General features: G+C 49.2%; 8 protein-coding genes. 7 read left to right on the forward strand and 1 reads right to left on the reverse strand.

Annotated features, from left to right (window positions below):
- Positions 1–443: 443 nt before the first annotated feature.
- The 7 genes from HP552_RS34435 to HP552_RS34465 all read left to right on the forward strand — a co-directional run bounded on the left by HP552_RS34435 (position 444) and on the right by HP552_RS34465 (position 12,015).
- Positions 444–2,531 (forward strand): acyltransferase family protein, encoded by a 2,088-nt coding sequence (locus HP552_RS34435; protein WP_175399794.1) that lies wholly within the window; start codon positions 444–446, stop codon positions 2,529–2,531.
- A 206-nt stretch (positions 2,532–2,737) separates the two neighbouring features.
- Positions 2,738–4,051, forward strand: coding sequence for an extracellular solute-binding protein (locus tag HP552_RS34440; RefSeq protein WP_175399795.1), 1,314 nt, complete (start codon positions 2,738–2,740; stop codon positions 4,049–4,051).
- Positions 4,052–4,224: 173 nt separating this feature from the next.
- Positions 4,225–5,103 (forward strand): carbohydrate ABC transporter permease, encoded by an 879-nt coding sequence (locus HP552_RS34445; RefSeq protein ID WP_175399796.1) that lies wholly within the window; start codon positions 4,225–4,227, stop codon positions 5,101–5,103.
- A gap of 18 nt (positions 5,104–5,121) precedes the next feature.
- A complete protein-coding gene (locus tag HP552_RS34450; RefSeq protein ID WP_175399797.1) occupies positions 5,122–5,997 on the forward strand; it encodes a carbohydrate ABC transporter permease in 876 nt (291 codons plus the stop codon).
- Between the two features lie 29 nt (positions 5,998–6,026).
- On the forward strand, positions 6,027–7,775 hold the full coding sequence (locus HP552_RS34455; RefSeq protein WP_175399798.1) for a sensor histidine kinase: 1,749 nt from the start codon (positions 6,027–6,029) through the stop codon (positions 7,773–7,775).
- Complete coding sequence (locus tag HP552_RS34460; protein ID WP_175399799.1) at positions 7,772–9,358, forward strand: helix-turn-helix domain-containing protein; 1,587 nt, start codon at positions 7,772–7,774, stop codon at positions 9,356–9,358. The genes HP552_RS34455 and HP552_RS34460 overlap by 4 nt, the downstream gene beginning before the upstream one ends.
- A gap of 80 nt (positions 9,359–9,438) precedes the next feature.
- Positions 9,439–12,015, forward strand: coding sequence for a beta-mannosidase (locus HP552_RS34465; protein WP_175399870.1), 2,577 nt, complete (start codon positions 9,439–9,441; stop codon positions 12,013–12,015).
- 174 nt (positions 12,016–12,189) lie between these two features.
- On the opposite strand, the gene HP552_RS34470 is transcribed toward HP552_RS34465, so the two are convergent.
- Positions 12,190–13,302, reverse strand: coding sequence for an FAD-dependent monooxygenase (locus HP552_RS34470; RefSeq protein WP_175399800.1), 1,113 nt, complete (start codon positions 13,300–13,302; stop codon positions 12,190–12,192).
- Positions 13,303–13,528 lie beyond the last annotated feature (226 nt).

Consider the following 13,528-nt stretch of genomic DNA (forward strand, 5'->3'; position numbering starts at 1 on the left):
GATTCATCCGTTCCACACCCAGGGTCCTAGGCACGCAGAAGCAATTATGAGCAAAACTTTCAATCGTCCTCGGGATAGGTTTATAATGGTTAGTGCTGCTGAGTAAGTGGGCAGCTTTTTTTGTTTTGATTTGCCAGTGAGGTAATATTACCCAGTCGAAGAAAAAGACTGTATTAAACGACAATTTTGGAGTATGATTTTACAGCTATATAAGCTGGCAGGAAAGGTTACATCGTTTCATCGCTTTGTAACTACTACTGTAATTTATCTCGCTGCGCTTGAGCGTATAATGCTAAGCGTGAGTGTTGAACGATATATTGGAAATGAATGACGAAAGGTGCAATACGTATGTTAATGACAACCAGAAACACAATGAGAAGCGTAGATGATTTGCAATCGCCCCATACACCAATGATGTCAACCAGCAACAAGGAGGGGCGCTCATGTCACAAACGTTGAAAAGCAGGCGTCATATGAACGGACTGGATGGCTTGCGGGCCATTGCCGTGCTTGCTGTAGTTGCGTATCATCTGAATTTGAGTTTTATTCCCGGCGGTTTGCTCGGTGTCGGCATCTTCTTTGTTTTATCAGGTTACCTGATTACGGATATTCTTGTGTCCCAATGGCAGGAACATGGGCGCATTTCACTCGGTGATTTTTGGATGCGCAGAATCAGGCGCTTGGTGCCTGGCATGCTCACCGTGACAGCAGTTGTAATGGTTTGGCTGCTCTTCACAGATCCTTCCCGGCTTGCTGCCCTGCGTGGGGACATTGTTTCGGGTGTTTTATACATAAGCAATTGGTGGTATATCTTTCATCACGTATCCTATTTTGAAAGTTTTGGTCCTCCATCCCCGTTCGGACATTTCTGGTCGCTCGCGGTGGAAGAACAATTCTACATGGTGTGGCCGTTAATTCTGATCGCTTCGATCATGGTGTTCAAAAGAAAGGGATGGCTCGTTGTCTTTATTGTAGTGGCTGCTGAATTATCTGCTGGTGCAATGGCGATCATGTACAATCCGGATCTGGATCCGAGCCGTGTATATTATGGTACGGATACCCGGGCGTTCGCGCTGCTGGCTGGTGCTGCACTCGCTGTAGTGTGGCCAAGCCGCAACCTGTCACCTTCCCTTGCGAGCCTTAATCGAGTCGTACTCGACGTATCGGGTGTGGCAGCACTGGCCCTGCTGATCTACATGATGCTGAACAGCAGTGAATATGAACCTTCGCTGTACCAAGGTGGGATGGTCCTTCAAGCCATAGCAACAACGCTGCTGGTCGCTGTGCTTGCACACCCTTCTTCCTTTTTGGCACGCCTAGTTGGTGCCAAGCCACTGCGATGGATTGGTGAACGCTCCTATGGACTTTATCTCTGGCATTACCCCGTGATCGTCCTGACGAGTCCGGCCGTTGATACGGGGGAATTCCACCCGGTTCGAATGATTTTGCAGGTGGCCGCAACGGTAGTCCTGGCATCACTGTCATTAAAGTATATTGAGAATCCGATCCGTCACAATGGATTCCGAGATACCTGGTCCCGGTTGTGGGAGAAAGGATGGAACGGGCATGGTACTCATCAAACCTGGCTGAAGCGGGCAGGACTGCTGATGTCTGTTCTGTTCATGTGCTTCACAGTGTCCCAAATGATGATCACATCTGCCGCGAATTCCGATTCACATTCCGTGTCCATGTCCACCACATTGAACAGCGAGCATTCTGTATATGAAGAGAAAGGGCAGGATGTGCTTCCGGCTCCTGTAGACACTTCTGGGTCCGGCCAAAAGACTGCTGAACCGCAGAAGAACGACAAACCTGCCGAGGATGCTGGCGACCAGCAAAGTCAACCCGAGCAGCAAACGTCGAAGCCGGATACATCTGCTCAGCCGGAAGTCTCAACACCCGATGAAGGAGAAGGCACCGCCGCGGATAACCCGAGCCAGGCGACTGAGAATTCTTCAGGAGAGACTGATCATCCAGGTGATGCCGGTATCGATAAATCGAAGGATCCGGATCAAACTGGAGATTCGTCCCAAGCGGATGGGGAAACAGCTCCTCCTGCTGAAGACGGAAAGGTTCACTATACCGTCATAGGGGACTCGGTCATTTTGGACGCCAAGCCTTACCTGGAACAGAATGTGTCGGGAGTTTACGTGGACGGTCATGTTGGGCGTCAGATGTGGGAGGCAGCCGATGTGCTGGACGGGCTCAAACGAAACGATCAATTGGGCGGTCAGGTGGTGCTGGAACTAGGAACCAATGGTTCATTCAATTCCAAAAGTCTGAAATCAGTGCTTGATTACCTTAAAGATGAAGATCATGTGTATCTGGTTACCGTGCGGGTTCCCCGTCCTTGGGAACGAACGGTTAACAAAGCACTGAATGAAGCAGCCTCAGCGTACAATAACGTTTCCCTCATTGACTGGCACAGTGCAAGTGAAGGACACGACGAATATTTTGAAAAAGACGGCGTGCATCTGACGAAAGAAGGCTCTGAAGCTTTTGCGACACTCATCCAAAGCAGTATGCAATAAATCAGAACTTATTCTCTTTCTTATTAAATAAACTTGGTTTCATAAGGAGCTCTCACATTCGAGAGCTTTTTTTGTTTAAAGGGAAGTGCTCCATCGGAACGGGCATCCGATATTTTTCACCCCTGCATCCGTGGATCGTCACCTTACGGTATGATAGCGTTACCATTTACAATAAGGATATTCAATCAGCCAAGGGGGAGATAGAGATGTTGAGAAAATGGCTTTCGGGATTCGTGGCAATTGCCTTGTTTTCGATGGTACTTGCAGCCTGCAGCGGCGGTGATGCATCGGAAGGAACGGGCAGCAAAGATAAAGTGACCGTGACACTTTGGCATAACTGGACCGGACAGGATGCAAAAGCGGTAGCGATGCGTAAAATCATCGAAGATTTCCGGGCAGCACATCCCGATATTGAAGTGGTGGATGAGGGGCTGCCCACAGATGGTCTCAAAACAAGGCTCCGCACCGTAGCAGCTGCGAATGAAATGCCGGACCTGTTTGTGATGTGGCCGGATGCGATGACAAAAGAATTTGTAAAAGGCGATCTGCTGCAGCCAATTAATGCGGAGCTGGACGCGAAACCGGAGTGGAAGGGCAACTTTATCCCGAACGCACTGGACGGATATACGGTTGACGGAAACATCTACTCCGTGCCGATGAATCTGGCGCCAAGTTCCTTCATTTATTACAACGAGGCACTGTTTAAACAGTATAACGTCAAAGTTCCTGAGACGTGGGCCGAGCTGGAGCAGGCGATTGCTACGTTTAACGAACACGAGGTTATTCCAATGGCACTGGGTAACAAGGCAAACTGGGTCGCCCAATCGACGATTTTCAGTACACTGGCTGACCGGATTACGGGCACAGATTGGTTCCTGAAGGCAGCAGCCCAGGATGGCGCAAGTTTTACCGATCCACAGTTCATCGAGGCGTTAAACAAGATGCAGCAGCTCGGGAACAGCAAAGCCTTCCAGGATGGTTTCAACAGTATTGACGAGACCCAGATGATGCAGCTGTACTTCCAGGGAAAAGCAGCGATGGTCATGAATGGTGGATGGGCTTTGGCGAACCTGGTGAATAACGCACCTGAAGAGGTGTTGAACAACACACATATCACCATTCTTCCCCCAGTGGACGGAGGACAGGGTGAGCCAAGAACAACCTCAGGCGTGGTTGGTACCGGTCTTGGTGTAAGCAAAAAGCTGAGCGGGGCCCAAAAAGAGGCAGCGATGGAGCTGTTCTACGCGCTGGCGGGTCCTGACGGTCAGAAGGCGACGCTGGACAGCAGTACTTTGGTCAGTTACAAGATTGATCTGGACAAATCCAAAGCACACCCTTTGTTCGTGGAATTATATGATTTGATGCAGGAAGTGAAGATTAATCCGGTTTACGATTCCAAGCTGGGATCTGCAACAGTAGAGGTCATCAATAATGGACTGCAGGAACTGCTGATGGGTGGGAAAGCAGAAGATATCGCCGCCAAAATTCAGGCTGCACAGGCCAACGCCGTTGGCAATTAACAAGTTAGATTTGAGGTCAGGATGAAACGTTAAATTGGTCCAATGATCCGAACTCATAATGATTGCAAAGAAGAGATTACCCCTTCCCGGCAGGGGAGGGGTTTTCCGTTTCCTTTGGCAAGAATCACATGTATTAGAGGTTAGGTAAGGCATTAATGAAGGGAAGTGACTGAATGAACGCTTTGCGCAGTCGTCGTTTTATCATGCTGGGGCTTGCTCCGGCAATCATCATATATGCGTTGTTTGTATTTGTGCCGGTTGTATGGTCAGCCTATTACGGTTTCTTCAACTGGTCCGGAATCGGAGAGTCCAATTATATTGGCCTGAACAACTATGTGGAGATATGGCACGACCCCGTATTCTGGCGGGCACTGAAAAACAACGTCATTTTTGTTCTGGCTTCCGTGTTTGGGCAAATCCCGTTAGCACTGATGCTTGCGGTCATATTACACAAAAGCAATCCGCTCCAGCGCTTCCTGCGCTCCGCTGTTTTTCTGCCAATGGTCTTATCTACTGTGGTCATCGGTATGATCTGGCAATATATCTATCATCCACAGATCGGAATTTTGAATTTCCTGCTGGATGCAATGGGGCTTGAGAGCTGGAAGCTGCAATGGCTGTCTGACGACAAGATTGCGATCTTCTCTCTCGTACCGCCGCTGCTCTGGAGTTTTGTTGGCCTGTACCTCATTATTTTCATCTCGGCGCTGCAAAACATCCCAGGTGAAATTCACGACGCTGCCAAAATGGACGGCGCATCAGGAATCCGTAAGCTGGTTTCGATTTCTCTTCCCATGATCTGGGGAACGGTGCAGGTTGCGATTATTCTGTGCATTTCAGGCAGTCTGAAATCCTTTGATCTGGTGTACATCATGACCAAAGGCGGTCCGGCTCATGCCACAGAACTGCTCGCTACGTATATGTATAACTCAACCTTCACGACTTATCGCTATGGTTTCGGGAGTGCCATCTCAACGACCATCGTGCTGATCTCCCTGCTGCTCATCGGAACAAGCCAGTGGGTGACCAGTCGTAAACGAAAAGAGAATTAAAGGAGAGGGGGAACTGTAATGAGTGTGACACCTGTAACGATGCCATCGCCTCGAAGTGATGGGGGCCATCCGGTTCGCCGCCTGCGCAGCGGAATTGTTTGGACGCTGCTGACGGTGTATGGTATTTTAACATTGTATCCGTTTTACTGGCTTGTGATCAGTGCGTTTAAAACGAATGAAGATTTCTACAGCAGGCCTTTTGGTTTGCCGGCACACTGGAACGTGGCCAATTTCAGCAATGCATGGGAAAGCTCCAGACTGGGAACGGCATTTGGCAATTCACTGGTTGTATCCGTGGGCTCACTAATTTTGACCCTGTTTATTGCAGCGCTTGCTTCATTTATATTGGCCCGGTTCCAGTTCCGCTGGAAGGGTCTGGTCATGACCTTTTTCGTCGTAGGTATGCTGATTCCCATTCACAGCACACTGGTTCCATTGTTCATTCTAATGAAACAGATGTCCCTGCTGAATACGTATTGGGCATTGATCTTGCCATATACGGCGTTTGCACTGCCAACTGCCATTTTTGTACTCACGGCCTATCTGACTAGTGTACCAAGGGATATTGAAGAAGCGGCGTTTATCGATGGAACAGGCCTGTGGGGACTGTTTACCCGGATCATGCTGCCCATGTCGGTGCCTGCCTTGTCCACAGTTACGATTCTGAGTTTTTTGCATGCGTGGAATGACTTTTCGTTTGCACTCGTGTTTATTAACAAAACGGGATTGAAAACGTTACCGCTGGCCATTGCAAATTTCGCTGATGGATACCAGACGGACTATGGACTAACATTGGCCGCCATGACGCTGTCGGTTATTCCGACCATTATTCTATATCTTGTCTTTCAGGAACAGGTGATGAAAGGCATGACGGCTGGTGCGGTTAAGGGATAAACGAAAGCGCATCCAGAGGAGGGAAAGAATTGAGAAGCTGGCTGACATCTTCGCTGCAGAGGAAGCTCTCGGTTGTCGTAACTGCCTCCATGATTGTGCCATTGGTGGCGCTGGGTCTGTTCGCGTTTCTGATCTCTTCCCGTATTACCGAGCAGAAAACGAAGCTGTCCGGCATGGATACGCTGAAACAGGTGGAAGCCAATCTTCGTTATATGCTGCAGGATGCCGAGAATATATCGATTTTCCTGATTGGGGAGCGGGATATTCAGCAGTATCTGAGCCGAAATGAAGATCATGAGCTGGACCGCGTAGATATCCTGGGCAGAATGACCAATCTGGCAGCCTCCAAAAAATATATTGCGAATATTGCGATTTATCCGGATCGGTTTGATGCTGTATTGACGACCGCAACCTGGTATGAACCGGGTACTTCCGATCCTCCAGCACCTAGTGGTGATGCGGTTAAAACATGGACCGGCGTCTACCCGGTCCGCAACTATGCAGGGATACAAAATGTCATTACGTTGGTGCGCCCGATCCGCAGCATCCATGATTACCGCCCCATTGGATGGCTCGCCATCAGCCTGGATGAAAAGGCCATCTCCAAAGACTGGGCTGCGCTGGGACTTGGCAGGGGTGAAGGACGATTGGAGCTGATCGGACGTTCGGGAGAAATCCTGTCTTCCATGGACAAATCCAGGCTTGGGAAGTCCCTGGAGCAGGTTGAACCAGAAGTGCAGACGCTGATTCGGCAAGGTGGGAGCGGTACGACAACGTATAGCAGTGGAGAAAATAAACGTACACTTCTCTATTACCCGGAACAGTTGACCGGATGGACGTTGACTGGAACGGTACCTTATGATCAGTATAAGTCGGAAAACGGTTATATTCTGATTCTCACGGCCGTAGCAGTCGTTGCTTCTGCTGTAATCTGCGCAGGACTTGTCTGGTTTACCGTCCGCCGAGTAACGAGACCGCTCCGTGTGCTCACCAGGCACCTGTCCCGTATTGACCCGGATCGGCCGCTGCCTTTGTTTCGATCGGAAAGCGACGACGAGATTGGCAAACTGGGAGAAAGTTATAATCTGCTAGGCACACATATCGAGAGTCTTAAGGAAGAAGTGATACGCGGTGAAGCCCGGAAGAAGGAAGCAGATCTGAGAGCACTTCAGGCACAGATCAATCCTCATTTTCTATATAACACCCTTTCGTCCATTCACTGGATCGCCTTGATGTCAAAAGAGAGTCGGATTGCAGACATGGTAGAAGGATTAAGTGATTTCCTGCGTATTAGCCTGAATAACGGCAAGGATTTTTGCCCTGTAGGACAGGAGATTGCCCACATCCAGCATTATGTACGTGTCCAGTCTATCCGTTTTCCCGATAAATTTGCAGTGCATTATATTGTGGATCCTGCACTGGAGCAGCGGATGATGCTGAAGCTGCTGCTGCAGCCGCTTGTCGAGAATGCCATGATCCACGGAATTCAGCCAAAGGTCGGCACAGGAACGATCACGATCATGATTCGTCAGGATCAGGAAGAGGAACGAATGAACATACTGGTGCTGGATGATGGCATTGGTATGGAACAAGAGAGGCTGGAACAGTTGAAGGAAAGACCGGATGTAAACCCGCCTGTTGGTGGTTACGGAATCCACAACGTGAATGAGCGATTGCTGCTCCATTACGGAGCGGCTTCACAACTAGAAATAGACAGCCGGGTCGGCGGCGGAACCCGTATCTCATTTTCCATACCCTTTCTGGAGGAATCGCCATGAGACTGCTTATTGTCGATGACGAAGTGATTATTCGGACCGGACTTGCCAGTGTAATTGCCTGGAACGAGCTGGGCATTGAACTTCTTGCACCCGCTGCCTCGGCTGAAGAGGCACTAACCCGGATGGCTGAGGAACGTCCGCACATTCTGATGACCGATATCCGCATGACTGGTAAAACGGGGCTTGAACTGGCAGATGAAGGGCTGCAATTGCTGCCTGAGCTGGAGGTCATTATTTTGTCCGGATATGATGACTTCGCTTATGCCCAACAGGCGATCCGCCAGGGAGTGACGGATTACCTGCTCAAAACAAGCAAACCGGAAGAGATCATCAAAACCGTTCTCCAGGCCAAACAACGAATTACAGATCGATGGGCAGAAAAGTCAAGAGAAGGTCGACTTTTACGGGAGAACAGACAGCGTTTATTTGAAAAATGGGTCATTGATGGTGATGTGAGTACAGGTCCTTGTCCTGCATTTCTGAAGCCGGGAGTAGTGGAGTTTGCTGATGTTTCTCTGGGTGGCGAGCAGGTATATCAACAGGTGTTCATTATTCAGGCGAAAGGATGGAGTCGTTCTTCAGCTGCGCTGTTGAGGTTTGCTGTACAGAACATGCTGGAGGATCTGCTGCCTGGTGCAATTGCCCATATTCAGAAAAAACAGATTATTGGAATTGTGCAGTTAACGGCGAACATAAAGCAGGAATTACAGTACACGTTGAAAGCGGTATTGAATCACATGGAGCAATTGCTGAAATGTTCGCTGCGTGCAGCGATAGGGCATCCTGTTTGCGGTGAGATGCATCTTCATGATAGTTACAAAACAGCATCTGCGGCATTCCAATATCTAGGTTTGTTGCAGGATAAAATATGGGGCATCGAGCAGGTGAGTCATCGCAAAGGCGGCAAAACGTTACTTACGCATGAAGAGGAAACTGCATTGGGGACACTGCTGCTCGACAACGATCCTGTAGTGCTGACCACATGGACACAAGAGCTTGTAAGAGAACTCATGATGGACCCCGAAGTGACGCCTGAATCGTTCCATGCCTGCTTGCAATCTGCGGTGATCGCCGGACATCGCTGGCTGGTTCGTACGATGCGTGCCATTGGAAGAGAGGAGCCTGCACGATATGAACCATGGCAACCGGAACCGGATGCAGATGCTGCGGATCTCCGGGATATGCTGTTTCACCATTTATATGGTCTGATGCATACATATTACAGCCAAATGGGCCAAGGGCAGGCTTCACATGTGCAAAAAGCCATTGCCTACATTGAATCCGGATTGGCACAAGACATCAGTCTGCAGCAGGTGGCGGGTCAGGTTCATTTGCATCCCGGGCATCTGAGCGAGCTATTTAAGAAAGAAACAGGCATCACTTTTGGGGATTTTGTTACGAATATGCGTATCCGGCGGGCAATGGAGATGCTGGCAGTCTCTCCTGCAAAAGTCAGTGAAGTGGCTGCCATTAGTGGATATGAAGACGTAAAATACTTTAGCAGGCTGTTTAAAAAACATACGGGAAAGACCCCGAGTGAATTTCGCGAAGAGGCATATTCATTCAAGCCTTCGGGAAGCTAGCAGACAACGCATGCTTTGACATGTTTCTGCAAACGTTTTCGGTGCATCATGACTCAGGGATCTGGGGAGCGAGGCAAATGATGAAGAGAGAATATTCAAGTCAGGATTTGTCGGGTCAATGGAAGATACAGCACTTTGAAGTCGGGGAAAAGCGGGCCATGGACATTGCTGCAGCTGCACTGGACGACCGCTTCTGGATTGGGGCGGAAGTGCCAGGTGATGTTCATTCAGCACTGATCCAGCGCAGCATTATTGATCCTCCGTATTTTGGGCATAACGATGCCAAGAGTCGCTGGATCGAGCAAAAGGAATGGTGGTATCGTACCAACTTTAATCTGGTCAAGGGTGAAGAGGAGCAGGAACATTTCGAGCTTGTCTTCGAAGGTTTGGATACATTCGCTACGGTGTATGTGAACGGACATGAAGTAGGGAAAACATCCAATATGCTCATGTCCCACGCATTCAATGTAACCTCACTGGTCCGTAATGGCTGGAACGCCATTGCAGTCCGGTTTGACCCTTTAACACTGCACAACTTGGACAAGGAGACATTCGACTGGTCATCTTATACCAAGGAACGGCCATGGCTCCGCAAGGCGGCGATGAATTTCGGCTGGGACTGGGGGCCGCGCATGGTTACCGTAGGCATCTGGGGCACGGTTCGATTGGAGAGACGGGTGATGGCGAAGCTGGAGAGTGTATATGCCAGAACCGAATCTGTCAGCAAGGAGCAGGCGGTTATCTACGTCACGGCAGATGTGAAATCGGTGATGTCATTCCGCAGCAGACAGCAACGTGAGCAACCTGTGGTCACGACATGTAATGTTCGGTTGATGGATGCTGGTGGTATTGAGGTGGTACGAGCTGATGGATTGGCTGTGGAAGGTGGAAAGGCAGATACAACGCTGGTGGTGTCGTCACCGCAATTGTGGTGGACGCATGATCTGGGTGAACCCTATTTGTATTCCCTGGAGGTTATTCTATATGCGGATGGAATTGAAGTGGACCGTTATAGTGAGCCTTACGGAATACGAACCATTGAGCTTGCCCTCCACAATGAGCGAGGAGAGGATGCGTTTGCTTTTATTTTGAATGGGATCAAGGTGTACGCCAAGGGAGCGAACTGGATACCGGCTGACCATCTGATCGGTGCGATCCCCGATTCAAGGTATCGTGAGCTCATCGAGTTAACCGTCGAAGGAAACATGAATATGCTGCGGGTCTGGGCAGGCGGCATTTATGAGAAGGAAGTCTTTTACGATGAGTGTGATCGGCAAGGAGTACTGGTATGGCAGGATTTTGCCTTTGCGAACGCATTATTTCCTGATTTCAATCATGATTTCATGGAAAATGTCAGATGCGAAGTTGAAAATAATGTGATCAGGCTGCGAAACCGGGCATCACTTGCACTTTGGTGCGGCAATAACGAGATTGACTGGCTGTATGATATGAAATCCGCCAGTGGAGATATTACCAGCCCATTCTATGGGGAATTGATCTATCATGAACTGATTCCTGAGGCGCTGGAGCGGCTGGATCTGTCACGTCCGTATTGGCCATCTTCCCCGTATGGAGACAAGGGCGGCAATGACGCCAATGACCCGGATGTCGGGGACCGCCACAACTGGCAGGTATGGCATGGTTCTGTGTATCCAAGGAAATACGGCGAACCACCGCTGCTGGATTACAGCATCGAAGGTGTAACGTTCAAAAATTACAAAAAGGATTATGCCTTGTTCAGCAGTGAATTCGGCATGCATGCGTCGGCAAACCGTTACACGCTGGAGAAAAACATGCCTGAAGGGCAGTTTTACTGGGGAAGTCCCGAGATGGCTTACCGCAACAAGGATACCAATCATCAAAAGGGCATTCTTCTGATGGAAGGATATACCGGGATTCCGCAAAATATAGAGGAGTATATGAACTTTTCTATGCTGACTCAAGCGGAAGGTTTACGGTACGGTATTGAACATTTCCGGCGGATCAATCACAGGAATAGCGGGGCACTTGTATGGCAGCTGAATGACAGCTGGCCGGGAACAAGCTGGTCCATGATTGATTACGAGCTGCTGCCCAAGGCATCCTTTTATTATGGTAAGACGTTCTTCCATCCGATCTTGCTATCCTTGGAACATGAGCCAGGCGAACCTCTTACATTATGGGTCGTCAACGATACATTGGAGTCCTTACGGGGACATCTCCGTATCAATGTATACCAACTGAATGGCGAGAAAGTCTATTCCGGTGCACTGCCTGTTGAAGCTCAACCCCAATCCGCTGCAAAGATTGGAGCATTAGTCGAAGCAGAAGTTTTGCAGGGGAGACGTGCTGAAGAAGTGATGATTGAATTGATCGCCGAAGGATTTGCTGCACCGTTTAACCGCTACTTTTTGCGTGATCCAAAGGACGTGTTGCTGCCGCAGTCTCAACTGAGTGTGCATGTAAATGAAGAGGAACAGTCTGTAACCGTTACGGCCAGCCGCGCAATCGCAAGATTGGTCAAGCTGGAGCTTCCTCTGGGACGTGTCCGTTTCAGCGACAACTATTTCGACTTGCTGCCAGGCGAGAGCCGGACGGTTCATCTGCGTCATCCGGAGAAGAAGTCACTGCCGCTGACGGAACTTCGGGTAAGTGCAATGAATGGCAGCGAAGTTTGATCGACTGGAGTCCTGAAGCTCCAAGTAACAGAAAATCTTAGTTGCATTCGTTGAACTTATCAGCATTCTTTGGATTCTTCGCTTGGCTATAGTTACAGATCAAAACAGCCGATGGCTTCTCTATATAGGAGCCGTCGGCTTGTTTGATTGAATGCGTAAGATTTCGGTACGTTTTTAGCGCAGGGATTCGTAACGCTGCTGAAAGGAAGACTCCATCTCGACCTGACGTGCAAGCTGCTGTTTCACCTTGTCGCCGCGAAGGATTTGCAGCTGCTGCAACGGCTCCGTAAATTTGAAGTGATCAGAAGCCATCCGGGTAAGGATCTCCGAAAGGGCATCAGCGTCTTCAAGCGCTGCATTCAGGCCAAAAGCTCCCGTAGGCGTCATGGTATGTGCAGCATCACCGAGCAGAACCACATTATCCTGTGTCCACGATTCGCTGTAACAGCTTTCTACGGACAACAGTACAAAATCACTCCATGTCTGGATATGTGCTGCAACCGAATCGGAGAGACATGGGAATGCAGCCACAAGTTTCTCCACAAAAGGGGCAAACGGCTGCTCGCGCAGACTGGAGAATGAACCTTGCGGAATGTTCCAGCCAATCTGCACATAGCCGCCATATTGGGAGAAAAGCGCCAGCTGCTGACCATCCATGCTCGCCATGCGCACGGCTGGTTCCCAGCCCACAGGTGCAGGAATTCGTGCCCATAACAGATCGTAGCCATGTTTACGGACATCCGGGGTGAGGCCCGAGTGTTTGCGCACAGCTGAATATCGTCCATCCGCACCAACAATGACAGATGCTTGTATGGAAGAGGGAACACCATTTTGCCGAATATGGATACCAATCGTTTTTCCTGTCTTATCCCTCAGCAGGCCGGTCATCACGGTATTAAACAGTACATGTTCGTGGCTGTGCGGCAGGTTTTGCGACTCTGAAACGATAAAATCCAGCAAATGGTTCTGAGGTATATGAATGCCCACATGCGATTCTCCCTCAGCGGGGTGGAACGTATGAATAATCTGTCCGTTCTCCCAGTATTGAATTTGCTCCAGAGGCAAGGCTCCAAGCTGGACTACGCCTGAAAACAAACCATGCTTGCTCAGCACAGCTTCACCATCTTGATTGAGCAATTCGCCGCGGAATGATTTGTGCAGATGAGGCTGTCGTTCGATCAATGCGGTTGATATTCCTTGGCGGTTCAACAAGTAAGAGAGAAGGGCCCCGCCTGGTCCTGCTCCAACAATACAGACATCTACATTTAATGGATTATTGTCATTCATACGTAAAATTCCCTTGCAATGTTATTATATTACTTTCTAACAACAGATTTATAAAAATTATTAAGTAACTAAAAGTAACTTTAAGTTATTATAAACAAACCTGCTGCGATTATGCAATAGGCAGTTGCAATATCACTTTGAAGAGGAGAGAAAACTCAAGCCTGCTGCTCTAGGCCATGATTGGTGGAGAAGGAATGCAGGCTTGAGAAAATGAGATACTTCAGTC

The organism is Paenibacillus xylanilyticus (assembly GCF_013359935.1).
Taxonomy (GTDB): domain Bacteria; phylum Bacillota; class Bacilli; order Paenibacillales; family Paenibacillaceae; genus Paenibacillus; species Paenibacillus xylanilyticus.